The following is an 18,281-nucleotide window of genomic DNA, read 5'->3' on the forward strand; positions in this document are numbered from 1 at the left end:
TTCTCCACCTATCTGTTCCCTAACTTGTCTGTTGTGTTTTATCGTCACCTTTCGGTACGTTCAGGTGCTTGTCACCTGCGGTTCATCTGTAGCGCCTATGATGGTTAGGGTACGGGACGTTAGTAACGTGCGGGCTCTGTTGCTTGCCGTGCATCGTCCCTTGTAATTCTTTAGTTCGCCGTCCCTGTTGAAAGGCACCGATACGATGACTCCTTCCTCTACCCACCCGCTGCACCACGAAGCCAGCGAGAAGCTGTTTGAGCGTTCTCGCGCGGTGATTCCCGGCGGCGTGAATTCCCCGGTGCGCGCCTTCAATTCTGTGGGCGGCACTCCTGCGTTTGCGGCGAAGGCTAAGGGCGCGTACCTGTACGATGCGGACGGCAACGAGTACGTTGACCTGGTCTGCTCGTGGGGCCCGTCGATTCTGGGTCACGCGCATCCGCAGGTGGTTGAGGCGGTTCAGCAGGCGGCTGAGCGCGGCCTGTCCTTTGGTGCGGCGAGCGCGCCGGAGGCTGAGCTGGCTGAGCTGGTGGTCAACCGTATTAACGCGGTGATTCCTGGCGCGATTGATCAGGTGCGTATGGTGTCCACCGGTACTGAGGCGACCATGACTGCGATTCGTCTGGCGCGTGGTGTGACTGGCCGCGACAAGATTATTAAGTTTGCGGGTTGCTACCACGGTCACGTGGATGCGCTGCTTTCTGAGGCTGGTTCGGGTGTGGCTACCCTGGCGCTGCCGGGTTCGGCTGGCGTGACTGCCGCAACCGCCGCGGAGACCATCGTTCTGCCCTATAACGACCTGGACGCTGTGCGTGAGGCGTTCGCGAACCACGAGGGTCAGATTGCCGCGATTATTACTGAGGCGGCGCCCTGCAACATGGGTGTTGTCACCCCCGAGCCCGGTTTCAACCGTGGCCTGCACGAGATTGCGCACGCGAACGGTGCGCTCGTGATTTTTGATGAGGTGCTGACCGGTTTCCGTGTGTCTTCGGCTGGTTACTGGGGTTACGCGGCTCCCGAGGATGGCGGCTGGGTTCCCGATATTTTCACGTTCGGCAAGGTCATTGGTGGCGGTATGCCCATCGCGGCGCTGGCGGGTAAGCGTGAGGTCATGGAGTACCTGGCGCCGGTCGGCCCGGTCTACCAGGCTGGTACTCTCTCGGGTAACCCGCTGTCCGTTGCGGCGGGTATTAAGACCCTGACCCTGGCTGATGCCGCCGTCTACGCGCACCTGGATTCCCGCAGCGCCCAGCTGCAGCAGGCTCTGACCGAGGCGTTCAACGCCGCCGGTGTGGACCACTCCATCCAGAACGCCGGTAACCTCTTCTCGGTGGCGTTCGGCACCTCCGAGGCGGGCGTTCACAACTACGCCGACATCAAGGCGTCGGCAACCAGCCGTTACAACGCGTTCTTCCACTCCATGCTCGAATCCGGAGTGTACCTGCCGCCGAGCGCGTTCGAGGCGTGGTTCGTTTCTGCCGCCCACGACGATGAGGCGATGGACCGTATCATCTCGGCTCTTCCGGCTGCCGCAGCTGCTGCCGCATCCGCGTAGGAGTTTGAGAGACGTAAGGAGGTGAGCCGCTCATGGATCTGAGCGCTCTGGGACTGCCTATGGAGCAGCTACGCGACGTGTGGCTGATCGCCTTCATGGTGTACCTGGGCTTGTGCCTGCTGGTGGATATCGCCTACCCGGTGCCCATCAAGAAGGAGAAGGCAGCCGAACTGTACCTTGAGGTGTCCGGCTCGCCCGTTGATGAGGCGCGCCGCGCCACCGCGGAACGCACCGCGATGGGTGCGCCGCTGAGCTCCTCCCGCAAGGGTAGCGCCACGAAGAAGGCGAAGAAGAAGCTGGATTCTATTGAGGGCGCCGGTGTGATAAGCGGCTGGTTCCACGTGGTCATGTACCTGTGGGGCTGGATTGTGGCGGTCTCCACTTTCAGCCTGTACTGGGATATCGTGTATGACGGCGTTGTACTGCCGGCGCTGCTTCTGCCGTTCCTCATGGTGTATCTGGGTGCGCGTATTGGCCGCCGTCAGTGGCGTGCAGTTCGCGGATACAGCAAGGATGACCGTGTGCTGGGCATGCCGCGCATCTACTCGGCGACGCTGGGTAAGCTGAGCGCACCGTTCCGTGTACGCGGCACGGTGCCGGGCGTGGAGCCGATTCGTGACGACCGCACCGCCTACTGGATCCTCGGTGGTATTGCGTTCCTGCTCGCCTCGGTCTTCTTAGTTTCGCTGGCTGGCTGGAGCATCGACGAGGATTGGGAAGCAATCTATATCGGTCACGCATCCTGGTTCTTGCTGGCGGCGGGCGTTCTGCTGATCATCATATTGCTGATGCGTAGCCGCGATTACGTGCTGTACAACCCGGATTCGTTCCAGGCTGGGCGACTGCTCCTTCCGGCGAAGTCCCGCCCCTACTCTGAGGTTCGCGCATTCCGTGTGTACCCGAAGAACCCGGACGCTATCAAGCTGAACCCGAAGGACGCGAGCCAGTGGACGCTGGAGATTCTGCTCCCCGGCGGCCGCAAGCACGACTATTCGCTGAATGAGCACCAGATTGATTGTTTGGTGGCGCAGATTGCGTTCAACATTGAGCAGGGACGCTGGGCGCAGCTGGATTCGCCGGCGGACCGTGAAATGTTGGCGAAGTACTTCGTGGACGGCCGCGTGATCTGCACGACCATGGGGTACAAGCCTGCCGGTAAGCATGCGGAGGAGGCGGCACGCCGCGCGTCCTTCCAGAAGGCGCAGTACAAGTAAACCTGTAGCCTACATACCGCGAGAAGCCACATGTGTTTCGAGAAGCCACGTTTTATGTTGCTTTTCGAAACACATGTGGCTTCTCAGCACCGTAGACACACCATCACCGATACCCGTAGAGAGGACAATTCATGGAGCTAAGCGCTTTTGGGATACCCCTAGAGCCGTTGCGCTACATATGGCTCATCGCCTTTATCGTTTACATAGGGTTATGCATAGTACCCGCTATCACTCACCCCGCAACAATCAGCACGGAAAAGGCGAAGGAGCTCTACATCGCCCGTTACGGCTCCCCCATCAACAATGCAATGAGGTATGCCGAACGTCGTTCCCTGGAGGGTAACCCGCTACCAAAACATAAACTGCGCTCTAACCTCACCCGTGCCCGCAAAGAAATCGATAGCGTATACGGTATCTCCTCGATTGAGGCGTGGTTCCACGTGCTCATGTATGTGTGGGCATGCCTTGTCGCACGGTCCATCTTTCGTCTGTACACAGATATTGCCCATAATGGCATTCTGCTACCGGCTCTGTTGTTGCCGTTCTACATGGTGTTCGTGGGTGCACGTTCAGGTCGCCGCACTTGGCGTAAAGCCCGCAGCATCGATACGGATGACATGACAGCCGGGTTGCCTCAAATCTATAGCACAGCGTTGATGCGTCTCAACGTTTTTGCTGTGCCGAATGGGGCTCATCCTCAAGCTAAACCGGTTCGGGCAAAGAATGATTTCTACGTTGAAACCCACTTTGTGTTGGTTGTGGCTCTCATCGTCTTCTTCTATTCGCTTGTCGGTTGGACAGTTCTAGGTGTTCAGCCAATGCCCATTGGTGGAGCTTCCATAACGCTGGCAATTGTTACCACCGTAACTGCAGTAACTCGGTGGGTTTATATGAGGCGGTACCTGCTGTTCAACCCCGACTCGTTCTACGTCGGGCGGCTTTTCCTACCCGCGAAGAAGTACAGATACACCGATATTGAGGAGTTCTGCGTCTTCCCGAAGAACCCCGAACAGATCAAGCCGACCTTCTACGAGCCCTCGCAGTGGCAGATAGAAATCAAGGTGCCGTCCAGAATCCCGCCGAACCTTGCCAAGCGTATGCCGTGGCTGCGCAGGCACATTGTGGCGGTACACGATGAGCGGGTCGTCTGCCTGACCTCCCAGGTTGCGTTCTACCTGGAGCAGGAACGCTGGGCGGACCTGCGCTCCCCCGCCGACCGCGAAAAGCTCGCGGAATACTTCACCAACGGCAACGTTGTGTGTACCTCCCTCGGGTACAAGCCAGTCAGCGAAGAACAATCATAAACGGCGAGAAGCCACATGTGTTTCGAGAAGCCACATAAGACGTGGCTTTTCGAAACACATGTGGCTTCTCAGCGTCTAACAGGGAGGGGTTAGGCGTCCTGCTCGCGGAGCCAGCGTGCCGCCTCCGTACCGTAGTAGGTCAAGATGACATCCGCACCGGCACGATGAATCGAGCGCAGCGACTCCAGCGCCACAGCCTTACGGTCAATCCAGCCGTTCGCCGCAGCAGCCTCAATCATCGCGTACTCACCCGACACCTGATACGCCGCCACCGGCACCGGCGAAAACTCCGCCACCTCACGCACAATATCCAGGTAGCTACCGGCAGGCTTCACCATCACCATATCCGCGCCCTCCTCCAGGTCAGCACGCACCTCCAGCAGCGACTCGCGGCGGTTCGCCGGATCCTGCTGGTAGGTCTTACGGTCGCCCTTGAAGGTCGACTCTACCGCGTCACGGAACGGGCCGAAGAACGCAGAAGCGTACTTCGCCGAATACGCCAGAATCGACACATCCTCAAAACCGGCCTCGTCCAGGGCAGCGCGCATCGCCGCGATCTGGCCGTCCATCATGCCCGACGGGGACACCGTGTGGGCACCCGCACGAGCCTGCGAAACCGCCATCTTGCAGTACAGCTCCACGGTCTCGTCATTATCCACCACGAGCGTGCCGTGGCCGTCATCGACCAGCACGCCGCAGTGGCCGTGGCTCGTGAACTCGTCCAGGCAGGTATCAGCCATAACCACCAGGTCATCGCCGAACTCCTCACGGCACACCGCAATGGCACGGTTCAGGATGCCCTGCGGATCCCAGGCGGTCGAGCCGACCTCGTCCTTATCCTCATCGCGAGGAATGCCGAACAGGTCAATGCAACGGATGCCCGCCTCGTACGCCTCACGCACGGCGGGGATGATGCTCTCCAGGGTGTGCTGGTACTGACCGGGCATCGAACGAATCGGCTGCGGCTCGTCGATGCCGTCGCGAACGAAGAACACCTGAATCAGCTGCGCGGGGCGCAGGGTGGTCTCGGCGACGAGGGAGCGCATGGCTGCGGTGGTGCGCAGGCGGCGCGGGCGGCGGGTGAGGTTCATGATCTCTCCTGAAAACTCGATAAAAATATGTGGTCTTAGTAAATGAGGGATACTGCGGCGCGCGCCAAATCCTGCGGTGACGGCGAATCGGCCTGCACGTAGCGCAGGTTCAGGGCGCGGCATGCGGAGGCGGTACTCGCCCCAATTGCCACCACCGGCGGCACGGATTCGGGCGGTAGCGCGGGTGCGCCGTCGAGTAGGGCGTGCAGGCGGGAGGGGGCGGTCACCACCAGCACATCCGGCGAGGGGGTTTCCGGGGCGGCGGCATCTACGGCATTCCCCTGTACGAGCGCGCGGGCGGTGCTGAGGCTCAGCTCGCCGGGCGCCACCTGCTCGGCGGGCACCATGTCGTAGAGCACGCAGCGGCGGCTGTCCCAGCCCAGGTCCTTGAGGCCTTCCCGCAGGGTCGGGCGGGCGTTGGAGCCCTCCAAAACCAGCACAGCGGGGGCTTCAGCTACGGGCTGCTCGAACTCCGCGAGCATTCCCGCGGCGCTCTGCACCTGCGGCTGAAAATCCGTGTCCAGCCCCAGCTGGGCGTGCACGGCACGGGCGGTTGCCGCACCCACACAAGCAACCCGCACTCCCCCGGCGTGAACCGCACGGGCAAACTCGTCATCCCACAGCTGCGCGCAGGCGCGAACCGTGTTGGCGCTCGTGAAGCTCACCCACGCGTAGTGACCGGAGGCGAGCGCCTCCAGCGCGGCGGAGTGGTCTGCGCCCGGTTCGACGGTGCGTGCCTGCTGTAGCGGGGCGAAGAGTACCCGGGGCTCCCCCAACCCGTTCTGCGCGCTTTCTTCGGCGAGGGCGCGTGCGAAGGCGGCGCCCTGGGCGGCGGAGCGGGTCAGCAGAACCGTGCGAGGGGCATCAGCCTGCGGGGTATCAGCCTGCCGGGGTTCAGAACGCGGGGTATCAGAAGGCGGGGCAGACATGGCGCCTACTTCAGGTCCAAACCGGCAAGGGCGGCGGCACCCATCTGCAGCAGGTCTTCTGCCACGCGCACGCCCAGGCGTTCGGCGCCGGGCACATCCAGCTCGGCGGTTGCCGAGGTGTGGCGCAGCATGTCGGTGCCGTCCGGGGACGCCACCACAACGTTGAGCACCAGGTCGCCTTCAACCACCTGCGCGTAGGCACCGATGGGCGCGGCGCATCCGGCTTCGAGGCGGCGCAGCAGGGCACGCTCGGCACTGACGGCGAGACGGGTTTCGTAGTGGTTTGCGGCAAGCAGGGCACGGCCGAGGGCACGCACCGGGCGTGCTACCTCGGGGTCGGCGAGTACGGCGGGGTCCGGGTTCTCGAATTCGCTTTCGCGCACTTCCAGGGCGAGCGCACCCTGGCCGGGGGCGGGCAGCATGCGGCTGGGGTCAAGGTACTCGGTAATCAGGTGTTCCTTGCCCAGGCGCTTGAGGCCGGAGACGGCGAGCACCACGGCATCGCAGTCGCCGCTACGTTCGGTGCCTACGCCGTGGTCGGCGCGTTCGGAGGTTTCAGTGTTCTGGCGGAGCACGACCTGCTTACCGGCGTGCTCTTCCAGGCCCTTCACGCGGCCGATGCGGGTGCCCACGTTACCGCGGATGTCCACGATTTCAAGGTCGGGGCGCAGGGCGCGCAGCTGGGCGGCGCGGCGCGGCGAGCCGGTGCCCACGCGGGAGCTTTCCGGCAGGGTGTCGATGGTCAGGCCGTCGCGTGCCACGAGGGCGTCGCGGGGGTCTTCACGCTTGAGGGTTGCGGCGACGACCAGGCCGGGGCAGGGCGCGGAGGGCAGGTCCTTGAGGGAGTGTACTGCCATGTCCACGCGGTTTTCTTCGGAGGCGTTCTCGCCGTCGAGCAGGCGCTGGCGCAGTGCCGCGGCGAATACGCCGGTGCCGCCGAGGGTTGCCAGGGGCCCGGTGAGCACGTCGCCTTCGGTTTTGACGGTGCGCAGGGTGAAGTCCACGACCTCAGCGGCGTCGTGGTCTGCGGTGCCGTGGTGTGTCTGGTGTTCGGCATAGAGGGCGGTGACGGTTTCAGCAGCGATACGGCTTTGGGTCAGGGCGAGAGCAGACCCGCGGGTGCCCAAGATGTACTCGTGATGGCTCATATCTCTCCTTTTCGGTGATGTGTGTGATAGCCCGTAGGCGTGTGCGTTTCCCCCAGAGGCTGTGTGTTTGCGACGCTGTGTGTTTGTCTAAATTCTGGGGGTTGCCTGTAGGCACGTGCGCTCCGACCCGCCCGCACACCCCGGTGATGGGGTGTTGGGGCGAGCCGGAGCTACAGGGGTGGTGTTAGTGGGAGCAACATCCGCCGGAGCCACATCCACTGGAGCGGCTGGCGGGTGCGTTCTCAGAAGCGCTGTCCTCAGCGCCGTCAGCACAGGCTGCGTACTCGGCGATGACCGGCTTCGGCGCACCGCGGCCGGGCTTGCAGCAGTCGGGTTCGCACTCGTCGAACCAGCCGTACTGACCGCTCGCGCTCGGGGCGAGGACGCTCTCACGTTCGGGGCGCAGGTCGGCTGAAACACCGTTCTCCACGCGCTCCTCAATGAGGCGGCGCAACGACTCCACGTACGCCGGATGCGTGCCGGGGGTGGGGGTGCGCACGGCAACCATGCCCAGGCGTTCGCAGGTGTCCAGCGCCTCGGTATCCAGGTCCCACTTGACTTCCATATGGTCGGAGACGAAGCCGAGGGGCACCAGCACGACGCCTTCCGCGGGGGCTTCGCCATCCTCCGCCGGGTTGGCGGGGGTGGGCAGCGCCTCCAGGGCGTCGTTGACGTCCGGTTCCAGCCACGGCATGGACGGCGGGCCGGAACGGGACTGGTACACCAGCTCCCATTCGACGTTCTGCAGAAGCTGCGGGGCCTCATCGCGAACCAGCGAAAGCACGGCGCGAGCGACCTGCAGGTGCTTCTCCACGTAGGCGGAGCCGCCCTCGTAGTTCACGCCGCGCGGACCTGCCTCGTTCGCAGCGGAGGTCGGCACCGAGTGGGTGCAGAACATGATGCGCAGGCGCGGGTTCAGCGAACCGCTATCGCGTGCGGCAAGCTGTTCACGAACCGTTGCAAGGCCGTCCTTCAGCCCGTCAGCGAAAGCGCGGGAGAAGCCGGGCACATCAAAGAACTGACGGATCTTACCCACGTGCACGCGACCTTCCAGGCCGAGCTGTTCAATCGCCATACCGTAGTCTTCACGGTACTGGCGGCAGCTCGAGTAGCCCGGGTAGGCGCTGGTCGCCAGCACGAGCACGTTGCGGTGGCCGTTCTCGTAGGCTTCGGCGAGCACGTCCTTCACGTAGGGCTTCCAGTTGCGGTTCGCCCAGGTGATCGGGATGTGCGGGCCGCGCTCGGCGAGCGCCTGCTGCAGCGCGGCGAGCAGGGCACGGTTCTGCTCGTTAATCGGCGAGACGCCGCCGTTAGCACGGTAGTGGGTGGCGACCTCTTCGAGGCGCTCATCCGGGATGCCGCGGCCAGCGGTTACGTTGCGCAGGAACGGGATGACGTCCTCCTGCCCCTCGGGGCCACCGAAGGAGGAGAGAATCACCAGGTCGTAGGGGCGTGCCTCTTCGGCACGTTCACGGGTGATGCTGCGTTCGCTTCGGTAGTCACCGAGGGTCTGCTCGTTGAGCGCGGCGGGGCCGTTGGAGGCGGTGTTCGCCGGGTCGGTGCGGTTGGGTACCACGTTGTCCGGCAGGAGCGTGCCGTTGAGGGTTACGCCGTTGTGCGGCTGATGGCTCACGCCAGAACCTCTGCTACTTCGTCTGCTTCGATGCGGCGGCCGGTGTAGAAGGGGGTTTCTTCGCGTACGTGCAGGCGTGCTTCGGTGTTGCGGAAGTGGCGCATCATGTCGACGAGGTCAACGAGCTGGGGTGCTTCGAGGGCGAGGACCCACTCGTAGTCGTTCATGCCGAAGGTTGCGACGGTGTTTGCCAGAATCTGCGGGAAGTCGATTGCCTTCATGCCGTGGTTCTTGAGCATTTCTGCGCGGCGTTCGGGGTTCATGTAGTACCAGTCGTAGGAGCGTACGAAGGGGTAGACGCAGACCCATGCTTCGGGTGCCTTGCCGCGTGCGTAGGCGGGGGCGTGGTTGCGGGTGAACTCTGCTTCGCGGTGTACGCCCATGGTGGACCAGACGATGGTGGTGCCTGCGAACAGTGCGGTGCGGCGAATCTTGCGGACTGCTGCCTGCAGCTTTTCGGGGGTTGCACCGTGGGTCCAAATCATGACGTCGGCGTTGTCGCGCATTGCGGAGACGTCGTAGATGCCGCGCAGGGTCACGCCGTCTGCTGCGAGCTGTTCTGCGACCTTCTCGAACTCGGCGCGTGCCTCGTCGGTGTTGGACTCTGCGGGGCGTGCGCCGGAGCGTGCGAACACGGTGTACAGGGCGTAGTGCAGGGTTTCGCCTTCTTCGCGACCGCGGCGGTTCTCGTCAGCTGCGGAGTGCTGGACTGCGTAGCCCTTGGGTGCGCCGCCGTAGCCGTGGCCTGCGTGGGTGTAGCCGCCCTGACCTGCGCCGTGTGCGCCGCCGTGGCCGTGTGCTGCGTGATCGTGAGACATTGTGTGTTCCTTTCTTCAGCGAGGGTTCGCTGTGCTGGAGGCGCGGCTTCCGTAGCTGCGCGTTTTCTCAATTTTTTGGTCTAGTTACTGGCTGAGCTGAGTTATTGGCTGAGCTTCTGCCGCCGCTGCGCCGTCTACTTGGCGGTTGCGGCCTTGGGTGCGGTGACGCCTTCCCAGTCCTGTGCCGCGTGGTAGATGAGGCGGTCCATCTGCTCGTAGGTGTCTTTGACGGTTAAGACCAGGCCGGAGCCTGCCGCCCAGGAGCCGACGGTGCTGAGGGTTCCGAGTTCGCTAGCGCGTTCACGGAATTCCTTGACTCGGTCGCGGTGGCCGGGGGTGGAGGCGGGCAGTACGCCGCGCCAGCGTACGACGTCCGCGTCAACGAGGTTGCTGCGGGTGAGGGCTACATCCATCATGCGGGTGGCGTCGCGCAGGGCGAGGGTGATGAGCTGCTCGTCTGCGAGGGCGACTTCGGAGAAGCGGGAGTCTTCGCCGCCGCGGCCGTAGGAGAGGCGCACAACGTGGCGTCCGGGGCCTGCGGCCTCGGCGACCCACTGCCATTTGGCGGTGGCGTGGGTGAGTGCCTTGGCGCGTACGGCGGTGGCTTCTTCGGAGACGAGCAGGCCGGTGCCGCGGGGGTGCTTGTCCAAGGCGGGGGCATCAACGACGAGGGTGACGAGGGCGACTTCGGGGCCGGGTTCCAGGGCGGGTAGTGCGGTGGAGACGTGCGGGCCGATGAGTCGTGCCACGGTCGGGCCGTCGGTGGCGAGCACCAGGTAGTCGGCGTAGAGGGGGGTGTTTTCGCCGTCGGTGGTGTGGCGCTGGATGATGAACCACTGACCGGTGGATTCGTCACGGTCAACGGCGATGACGTCGAATCCGGTGACGATGCGAACACCGGCGGCGTACAGGTCTTCGACGAGACGTTCGGAGAGCTGGTTCATGCCGCCCACAATACCAGCGACCTGTGAGCCTGCGGGGGCTGCCGAGCGGAAAGCGTGCGCTGCGGCGGAGAGGGAGCGGTGCTTGCGGAAGGCTTCGCGCAGGCCGGGGATGGTCGCATCGACGTCGAGTTTGTCGGGGTGGGTGGAGTACACGCCGGAGACGACGGGTGCGACGAGGTTGTCGAGCACTTTCTGGCCCATGCGGATGCGCACGAGCTCACCGAGGGTCTTCGCGTTCTCGCCTGCGGAGACGGGCAGGAACTTGTCCACCTGGGCGCGGCGCAGACCGTTCTTACCGATGACGGGGATCAGCGACTTATCGTTCACGTTGCCGGGGATGCCCATGATGCCGGTGCTGGGGGTGCGACGGGCGCCCTGCGGCAGGTACAGCCAGGAGCCGTAGGAGTTGGGGGTGACGATCTGGTCGCCCAGGCCGAGTTCCTTGACGAGGTCGCTGACAATGGGGCTGCGGGTTGCGAAGGATTCTGCGCCGGAGTCCAGCAGAAGGCCGCCAACTTCGTGGGCACCAACGGCACCGCCGAGGTGGTGGCGCTGTTCGAGCAGGGTGACGCGCATACCGGCTGCGGCGAGGCGGCGTGCGGAGATCAGGCCGGAGGGGCCGCCGCCGATGACGATGGCGGTGGGTGCCTTCTCGTTGCGGGTGAAAGCTCGTGCGTTCTGGGGCGCGGCGGAGGAACTGACCTGTGCGGTGCGGTGCGGTGCCTGGTTGGTGTGGCCCATGGTGGTTCTCCTTTGGTCTGCCTGCAGTGGAGTTGCCCATTGCGGTAACGGGTGTGGTGGTTGGTTCGGGGTGCAGATGTTCGGTGCAGATGCCGGAGGGTTTCCGGCATCTGCGCCGTCTATTTATCGTTATTTATCCTATGCCTGCGCGGTGCGTTCGTGGATATATGCCACGAGGTCGGTGAGCACCTGCGGGTCGGTGGTCGGGGGTACGCCGTGGCCGAGGTTGACCACGTGCGAGGGGGCGGCGCTGCCTTCTGCGAGCACTTCGTCTACGTGTGCGTAGAGGTTTTCGCGACCTGCGGCGAGCAGTGCCGGGTCGATGTTGCCCTGCAGGGGTACGGCGCCGTTGAGCAGGGTGTTCGCAGCGGACAGCGGCAGGCGGTAGTCCACGCCGATGACGTCTGCGCCGGCTTCGTGCATGGCGGGCAGCAGGGCGGTGGTGCCGGTGCCGAAGTGGATACGCGGCACGCCGTATTCGCGCACCATATCGAGGGCGGTTGCGGAGTGCGCCTGCACGTAGCGGCGGTAGTCGCCTTCGCCGAGGGAACCAGCCCAGGAGTCAAAGAGCTGCACGGCGGATGCGCCAGCCTCGATCTGCGCGCGGAGGAACTGGCCTGCGGTGCGGGCTGCCCATTCGGCGAGTTCGTGCCAGGCGGCGGGGTCGGCGTGCATCATGGTGCGCGGGCGCAGGTGGTCGCGGGAGGGGCCGCCTTCGACCATGTAGGCGGCGACGGTGAAGGGGGCTCCGGCGAAGCCGATGAGCGGGGTGTCGCCGAGCATTTCTACGGTTGCGGCGACGGCTTCGCGGATGGGGTCGAGGTCGCTGTCTTTGAGTTCGGGCAGGGCGCGCACCTCGTCGAGGGTGCGTACGGGCTGGTCGAGTACGGGGCCCTTACCGGGCACGATATCGACGTTGACGCCCGCGAGCTTCATGGGGATGACGATGTCGGAGAAGAAGATGCCGGCGTCGACCTTGTGGCGGCGGACGGGCTGCACGGTGATTTCTGCGGCGAGGTCGGGGGTGAGGCAGGCCTCCAGCATGGGGATGCCTTCGCGTACCTGGCGGTATTCGGGCAGGGAGCGGCCTGCCTGGCGCATGAACCAGACGGGTCGGTGTCTGGAGGGGCGGCCGGTGAGGGCGCGGAGCATGGGCGAGTCGGCGGTGGTGCCTGCGCGCAGGGGGTGGTTGGCGGGTAGATGTGCGAGCTGCTCGTCGGTGAGCAGGGGTCGCTGGGTGTCGGTGGGGTGTGCGGGCAGGGCGGGTGCCTGTGCGGCGCCCTGTGCCGACGCGGGGGTGGTGTGCTGGTTTTCGCTCATAGTCTCTAGTGTGACAGGTTTATGTGGGCGTTTTTGCGACACTATGTCATGGTGACTCTTACCTAATGGTGGCTTTCTTAGGAGTGAGGGACACCTTAGTTTGCGCCTACTCTTCGTGCCCGCTCCCCCACCGTACAGATTTTCTTGCCCCCTACGATGATGGAACTTAGGTTCTGTGAGCTTTACAGGGGCTTAGTCGGCGTGGTTATGATTAATCTCTAGTGAGTACTTATGCATTTGTGGCATCGCACCACACCGTTGATCTGACCACCGTCGCTGCGTTGAGCGCCGGTGCCTCCGGTGTACCCGATGTTCTGGCGGCGGATGTAGCGCGTCAGCTCGGTGTTAAGGGTGCAGTAGTTCTTGCCACCTGTAACCGTCTTGAAATGTATGTTCAGCTGCACGTGTCTGCCCATGTCCCCATGGTTCGTGAGCTGATTGTTGATTCGATTGCTCAGACCTCCGGGCTGGATAAGGAGCTAGTTGCCTCCAGCTTCGACCTGTTCGAAGATGAAGAGGCGGCACGCCACCTGCTGACGGTCGCCTCCGGCCTGGAATCTGCCGTGGTCGGTGAGCGCGAAATCACCGGTCAGGTGCGCCGCGCGCTGGCTGCCGCGCAGGCGAAGGCACAAGAGGACGGCGTACCCCTTCCCGGTGAGCTGGTTCAGCTGTTTGAGCATGCGGCGCATACGGCTCGTCAGGGGGGTCAGCATACGGCGCTTGGCGCTCAGGGCCGCTCCATTGTGTCTGTTGCCCTCGATCTTGCGGATGAGGTCGCCGAGAAGGATTGGCCGACCCGCCGCGCCCTGATTTTTGGTACGGGTGCTTACGCGGGTGCGACCATTGCGGCGCTGCGCGAGCGCGGTTGCACCGATATTTGGGTCAATTCCCGTTCGGGTCGTGCCGCCGAGTTCGCGGCAAAGCGCGAGGTTTCTGCGGTGCCGGTGGACGGCATGGAGCAGGCCATGGCTTCTGCCGACGTCATTATTGGCTGCTCTGGCGGCTCCGATCCGCTGCTTCCCGAGCAGATTCCGGGCGGCCATCACACGATCCTCGACCTGGCTCTTTCGCGTGACTTTGACCCCTCGGTCGCTGACCTGCCGAATGTTGAGCTGATTACGCTCGAGTCGGTGCGCCTTGCCGCCCCCGAGGAGACCGAGGAATCCGTGGCGACGGCTACGCGCATTGTGGAGTCTGAGCTGGCGGCGTTTGTGTCTCGTCAGCGTTCCCGCACGATTGACTCCGCGATTGTTGCGCTGCGCTCGCACACTATGGATGTGCTGGATTCTGAGCTGGAGAAGGTACGTAACCAGTTTGGTTGCGGTGCGGCGACGGAGCAGTTTGAGCTGGCGATGCGCCGCATGGTGAAGTCTCTTCTGCACACCCCGACGGTGCGCGCCAAGAAGCTGGCGTCGGAGGGCCGCGCAGAGGATTACGTGCAGGCGCTGGAGACCCTCTACGGCATTCAGGTGGAGGAGTCTTAGGAGTCTCCCCTCCCCTCTTCCCGGCGTTTTTCACGCGCATTTTCACGCATCCGGCGGCGAGTATTTTATTAGCCCCCGGCGAAGTACCGCCCGTTCACGGTGCCGATGGGCGCATTCACGCTAGAGTAGATGCTAGATAAGACAGTTCCCATACCCGGCGCACGTTTGGCTGTGCCGGACTATTCTGCGAGGAGACTCATGGAAATCAAGATTGGCATTCGCCACATTGCTCGTGAAATCGTTGTTGAGACCAGTGAGGCTAAGGAAATCCTCATGGAGAAGGTCTCGAAGGCTATTGAGGACGGCTCGCTGCTGCAGATTATGGATGATAAGGGCAACACCACCCTGATTTCTGGCGCTCAGATTGGCTACGTTGAGCTGGGTTCTGACGCTAAGCGTCACGTTGGTTTCGGTATCGGCGCCTAATTAGTTCGGTAGCTGTTTACCCTTTAGCTTGAGCTTTCCCCGCATCCGTCACGATGCGTAACCGCGCTTTATGCGCCGTGTGCGTGCGCTTTATGCGCCACATGGTTACGCCGTGCCGAATGCGGGGGTTTGCATTTTAAACCGCCCGCACAAAAACCTCGCGGTACCCGGTTTTGAGGCGGTATATCGCCCATCACGGGCGCACACCACAACCGGTCGGGGGTGCGCCGCAAGCAAATCCGGGTTAATATTGAGGGGTTAAGTGAATGACCGGTCGTATCCCTTTCAAGACCCCGAGGCTGCACCGCCTTCTCATCATGAATGAACCATGAGTAATAACCATGCGTGCAGGCGGCGTCTCGGCAAGAATTTCCCGTGTAAGAATTTCCCGCGGCCGGCTTTCGACGCCCGCCCGTCACCGCCTCCACCATTGGGGCGCTGGCTGGTACACCCCGTTTCGGGGAGAAACACACCCCGAGCAGGGGTAGAAAGATACGGTCCAGTGACTGAAACGAACACGCAGGAAACCACTCAGACTGCAAAGTCCTTCGCCGACTTTGGCGTTCGCCAGGATATTAGTGACGCCCTCGCGGCGGTTGGCATTACCTCCCCCTTCCCCATCCAGGAGCTGACTCTTCCCGTGGCTCTGTCTGGCCAGGACATCATTGGTCAGGCGAAGACCGGTACCGGTAAGACCCTCGGCTTCGGTCTGCCCACCATTCAGCGTGTGGTCGGCCGCGACGATGAGGGTTGGGCTGATTTGGAGTACCCCGGCGCACCGCAGGCGCTGATTCTGGTTCCGACCCGTGAGCTTGCTATTCAGGTGGGCGAGGACCTGGCGATTGCTGCGAAGCTGCGCAACGCCCGCGTCGCCACCCTGTACGGTGGTGTGCCGATTGAGCCTCAGGCTGAGCTGCTGCGCCGCGGTCTGGAGGTTGCGGTGGGCACCCCCGGCCGCATTATCGACCTGTACCAGCAGGGCTTCCTGAACCTGAAGCAGGTTAAGATCGTGGTCCTCGATGAGGCTGACGAGATGCTGGATTTGGGTTTCCAACCGTCGGTTGAGAAGATTCTCAGCTACCTGCCGGAGGACCGCCAGAGCATGCTGTTCTCCGCAACCATGCCCGGCCCGGTCATTGCGATGGCGCGTCAGTACATGACCAAGCCCATGCGCATTAGCGCCGCTGACCCCGAGGACGCCTCGAAGACTAAGGCGTCGATCCGTCAGGTCGTCTACCGTGCGCACCACCTGGACAAGGACGAGATGATTGGCCGCATTCTGCGCGCTACCGGCCGCGGCCGCACCGTCATCTTCACCAAGACCAAGCGTGACGCTGCCCGCGTGGCGGAGGAGCTGGTGAACCGTGGCTTCGCTGCTGCTCCCCTGCACGGTGACCTGAACCAGGTTGCGCGTGAGCAGGCGCTGAAGGCGTTCCGCACCGGCAAGGTTGACATTCTGGTTGCGACCGACGTGGCGGCTCGCGGTATTGACGTTGAAGACGTGACCCACGTGATTAACCACCGCGTGCCCGAGGATGAGAAGACCTACCTGCACCGTACCGGCCGTACCGGTCGTGCCGGCAATGAGGGTACCGCTGTGACCCTGGTTGACTGGGATGACCTGCCGCGCTGGAAGGTCATTAACGACGCCCTGGAGCTGGGCGTTCCGGAGCCGGTTGAGACCTACTCTTCCTCTGAGCACCTGTTCTACGACCTGAACATTCCGGCTGGCACTAAGGGCCGCCTGCCGCGCGAGGAGCGTGTGGCTGAGGGCATGGGCGACGAGTTCTTTGAGAGTGCCCGCGACTCGCGTGATGGCCGTCCGGCTCGTTCTCGTGGTGGCCGCGACGGTTCCCGTGAGGGTGGCCGTTCTGGCGGTCGTGACGGTGAGAAGGGTTCGCGCCGTTCTCGCGGTGGCCGCGACGGTGGTCGTTCTGGCGGTCGTGACGGTGAGGGCCGCGGCGAGCGCCGTAGCCGCTCCGAGGGCCGCAAGCGTTCTGAGCGTTCTGAGCGTTCTTCCGAGCGCACTGAGCGTTCCGAGAAGGGCGCATCCGAGCGTACCGAACGTTCTTCGGAGCGTTCTGAGCGTGCGCCTCGTCAGCGTCGCCGTACCCGCCGTGTTGAGGGTCAGCCCGTGGAGGGTGAGGGCCGCAGCCGCACCCGCCGCCGTTCTGAAGGCTCTCGTGCTGAGGGCTCTCGTTCTGAGGGTTCTCGCGGTAAGGGCCGTGGCGCTGACCGTGCTGGTTCTGAAAGCTAGGGCCGGGGTTGGGTATTTCAGCATCCCCGGCGCCCGCCGCGCCTTCCCCCGCCGCTGAGGCGAACCGCACGGATTCGACGGTTTTCGACCCGCAGGGCCCGTCGCTGCTGGTGCAGGCAGATAACCTGGAGTATCTGCGTGAGCTGCCCGATGGTGCGTTCACCGTGATTTATATTGACCCGCCGTTCAATACGGGTAAGAAGCAGACGCGCCGCACGTTGAGCGCGGAGGCTTCTGAGAAGGGTGACCGCACCGGTTTTAAGGGCAAGAGCTATTCGAGCACCCTGCAGACTCTGGCGAGCTATAACGACTCGTTCGAGGATTATTGGGCGTTCCTAGCGCCGCGTATTGAGCAGGCGCATCGTCTGCTCGCGCAGGACGGCACCCTGTACCTGCACCTGGATTGGCGTGAGGTTCATTATGTGAAGATTATGTGCGACATGATTTTTGGTCGTGAGAACTTCATTAATGAGCTGATTTGGGCGTACGACTACGGTGCGAAGTCAACGCGCCGCTGGCCGACCAAGCACGACAATATTCTGGTGTACGCGAAGGATCACCGCAGCTATTACTTCAATACTGCGGAGGTTGATCGCGAACCGTATATGGCTCCGGGCCTGGTGACTGAGGAGAAGGCTTCTCGCGGTAAGCTCCCTACGGATGTGTGGTGGCATACGATTGTGTCGCCTACGGGTAAGGAGAAGACGGGTTATCCTACGCAGAAGCCTACGGGTCTGTTGCGTCGTATGATTGCGGCGAGTTCTCGCCCGGGTGATTGGGTGTTGGATTTCTTCGCTGGTTCTGGTTCTACGGGTGCGGCGGCGGCTCAGTTGGGGCGTAAGTTCGTGTGTGTGGATCAGAATCCGCCGGCTATTGAGGTGATGGCTAAGCGCCTGGGTGTGGATCCGGTGTCGTTCGCTGAGTATCGCGGTGTGCCGCGTGGGGCGAGTGTGCTGTTCACGCCGAAGCGTACGGTGGGTGTTCGTGGCGGTACGAGTCGTGATGCGTTGACGGCGGCGAGCCGTCATGCGCTGAAGGCCGTGTTGGATACGCTCACGGAGACTACGCAGCCGGTTGAGGGTGCGTCGTGCCGGTTTGTGCGTCACTGGTCTATGGATGCGGTGGATAAGAAGATGCGTATTGATGGGCGTGATGAGTTGCGTCGTCAGCGTCAGCATCAGGCGCGAGCTAAGGCTCGTGCGGCGCGTGCGGCTGCTCAGCTGGATGCGGCGGCTGCGGGTGCGGTGTTGCAGCATCATGCGTCGCGTGAGAGCGTCTAGGCGGTCTTGTCTGCGCGTCCGTGAGAGCACGTGTTAAGAGTGTGGGGCGGGTTCCCGGTCAAGGAACCCGCCCCACACTCTTTTGTTTTCACCTCATTGCATATTCTCTAAATCTCTACCTGAAGGTTAGGATTTTT

General features: G+C 63.2%; 14 protein-coding genes. 7 read left to right on the forward strand and 7 right to left on the reverse strand.

Translation table 11 applies throughout. The features are described from left to right. Positions 1–205 precede the first annotated feature (205 nt). The 3 genes from hemL (at position 206) to HMPREF2842_RS03680 (ending at position 4,073) form a co-directional block, all read left to right on the forward strand. Positions 206–1,555 carry a glutamate-1-semialdehyde 2,1-aminomutase gene (gene hemL / locus HMPREF2842_RS03670; RefSeq protein WP_070642784.1) on the forward strand — a complete coding sequence of 450 codons (1,350 nt, stop codon included), beginning with the start codon at positions 206–208 and terminating at the stop codon, positions 1,553–1,555. A 32-nt stretch (positions 1,556–1,587) separates the two neighbouring features. Next, the gene (locus HMPREF2842_RS03675; protein ID WP_070642786.1) at positions 1,588–2,769 is read left to right on the forward strand and encodes a sugar dehydrogenase; all 1,182 of its coding nucleotides are present in this window, start codon (positions 1,588–1,590) and stop codon (positions 2,767–2,769) included. A gap of 131 nt (positions 2,770–2,900) precedes the next feature. Next, entirely contained in the window at positions 2,901–4,073 is a 1,173-nt protein-coding gene (locus HMPREF2842_RS03680; protein WP_070642789.1) for a transcriptional regulator, read from the forward strand. 89 nt (positions 4,074–4,162) lie between these two features. Here the strand turns inward: HMPREF2842_RS03680 and hemB are convergent, their stop codons facing one another. The 7 genes from hemB to hemE form a co-directional block, all read right to left on the reverse strand. Next, positions 4,163–5,164 carry a porphobilinogen synthase gene (gene hemB / locus HMPREF2842_RS03685; RefSeq protein WP_070642792.1) on the reverse strand — a complete coding sequence of 334 codons (1,002 nt, stop codon included), beginning with the start codon at positions 5,162–5,164 and terminating at the stop codon, positions 4,163–4,165. A gap of 35 nt (positions 5,165–5,199) precedes the next feature. After that, positions 5,200–6,093, reverse strand: a complete 894-nt coding sequence (locus tag HMPREF2842_RS03690) for a uroporphyrinogen-III synthase (protein WP_083309202.1) — start codon at positions 6,091–6,093, stop codon at positions 5,200–5,202. Between the two features lie 5 nt (positions 6,094–6,098). Continuing rightward, positions 6,099–7,241 (reverse strand): hydroxymethylbilane synthase, encoded by a 1,143-nt coding sequence (locus tag HMPREF2842_RS03695; RefSeq protein ID WP_070642794.1) that lies wholly within the window; start codon positions 7,239–7,241, stop codon positions 6,099–6,101. 184 nt (positions 7,242–7,425) lie between these two features. Next, positions 7,426–8,874, reverse strand: a complete 1,449-nt coding sequence (locus tag HMPREF2842_RS03700) for a ferrochelatase (RefSeq protein WP_070642797.1) — start codon at positions 8,872–8,874, stop codon at positions 7,426–7,428. Continuing rightward, the gene (gene hemQ, locus HMPREF2842_RS03705; protein WP_070642799.1) at positions 8,871–9,692 is read right to left on the reverse strand and encodes a hydrogen peroxide-dependent heme synthase; all 822 of its coding nucleotides are present in this window, start codon (positions 9,690–9,692) and stop codon (positions 8,871–8,873) included. Before hemQ ends, HMPREF2842_RS03700 begins: the two co-directional genes overlap by 4 nt. A gap of 134 nt (positions 9,693–9,826) precedes the next feature. Beyond that, on the reverse strand, positions 9,827–11,377 hold the full coding sequence (gene hemG, locus HMPREF2842_RS03710; RefSeq protein WP_070642802.1) for a protoporphyrinogen oxidase: 1,551 nt from the start codon (positions 11,375–11,377) through the stop codon (positions 9,827–9,829). A gap of 138 nt (positions 11,378–11,515) precedes the next feature. Continuing rightward, positions 11,516–12,697: a uroporphyrinogen decarboxylase gene (gene hemE / locus HMPREF2842_RS03715; protein ID WP_070642804.1), complete on the reverse strand. Its 1,182-nt coding sequence runs from the start codon at positions 12,695–12,697 to the stop codon at positions 11,516–11,518. 221 nt (positions 12,698–12,918) lie between these two features. Between hemE and HMPREF2842_RS03720 the strand changes: the two genes are divergently transcribed. The 4 genes from HMPREF2842_RS03720 to HMPREF2842_RS03735 all read left to right on the forward strand — a co-directional run bounded on the left by HMPREF2842_RS03720 (position 12,919) and on the right by HMPREF2842_RS03735 (position 18,144). Then, positions 12,919–14,181 carry a glutamyl-tRNA reductase gene (locus HMPREF2842_RS03720; protein WP_070642807.1) on the forward strand — a complete coding sequence of 421 codons (1,263 nt, stop codon included), beginning with the start codon at positions 12,919–12,921 and terminating at the stop codon, positions 14,179–14,181. A gap of 198 nt (positions 14,182–14,379) precedes the next feature. After that, complete coding sequence (locus HMPREF2842_RS03725; protein WP_005505268.1) at positions 14,380–14,607, forward strand: DUF3107 domain-containing protein; 228 nt, start codon at positions 14,380–14,382, stop codon at positions 14,605–14,607. 502 nt (positions 14,608–15,109) lie between these two features. Next, a complete protein-coding gene (locus tag HMPREF2842_RS03730) occupies positions 15,110–16,864 on the forward strand; it encodes a DEAD/DEAH box helicase (RefSeq protein WP_070642810.1) in 1,755 nt (584 codons plus the stop codon). A gap of 8 nt (positions 16,865–16,872) precedes the next feature. Further along, positions 16,873–18,144: a DNA-methyltransferase gene (locus tag HMPREF2842_RS03735; RefSeq protein WP_049356461.1), complete on the forward strand. Its 1,272-nt coding sequence runs from the start codon at positions 16,873–16,875 to the stop codon at positions 18,142–18,144. Positions 18,145–18,281 lie beyond the last annotated feature (137 nt).

This window comes from Rothia sp. HMSC069C10 (assembly GCF_001812205.1).
GTDB classification, from domain to species: Bacteria; Actinomycetota; Actinomycetes; order Actinomycetales; family Micrococcaceae; genus Rothia; species Rothia mucilaginosa.

Excerpts from the sequence above, each read along its gene's own strand:
- HMPREF2842_RS03675 (WP_070642786.1), top strand. The coding sequence starts at position 1,588 with ATGGATCTGAGCGCTCTGGGACTGCCTATGGAGCAGCTACGCGACGTG.
- hemE (WP_070642804.1), bottom strand. The coding sequence starts at position 12,697 with ATGAGCGAAAACCAGCACACCACCCCCGCGTCGGCACAGGGCGCCGCA.
- hemG (WP_070642802.1), bottom strand. The coding sequence starts at position 11,377 with ATGGGCCACACCAACCAGGCACCGCACCGCACCGCACAGGTCAGTTCC.
- HMPREF2842_RS03725 (WP_005505268.1), top strand. The coding sequence starts at position 14,380 with ATGGAAATCAAGATTGGCATTCGCCACATTGCTCGTGAAATCGTTGTT.
- HMPREF2842_RS03680 (WP_070642789.1), top strand. The coding sequence starts at position 2,901 with ATGGAGCTAAGCGCTTTTGGGATACCCCTAGAGCCGTTGCGCTACATA.
- hemB (WP_070642792.1), bottom strand. The coding sequence starts at position 5,164 with ATGAACCTCACCCGCCGCCCGCGCCGCCTGCGCACCACCGCAGCCATG.
- HMPREF2842_RS03695 (WP_070642794.1), bottom strand. The coding sequence starts at position 7,241 with ATGAGCCATCACGAGTACATCTTGGGCACCCGCGGGTCTGCTCTCGCC.
- HMPREF2842_RS03690 (WP_083309202.1), bottom strand. The coding sequence starts at position 6,093 with ATGTCTGCCCCGCCTTCTGATACCCCGCGTTCTGAACCCCGGCAGGCT.
- hemQ (WP_070642799.1), bottom strand. The coding sequence starts at position 9,692 with ATGTCTCACGATCACGCAGCACACGGCCACGGCGGCGCACACGGCGCA.
- hemL (WP_070642784.1), top strand. The coding sequence starts at position 206 with ATGACTCCTTCCTCTACCCACCCGCTGCACCACGAAGCCAGCGAGAAG.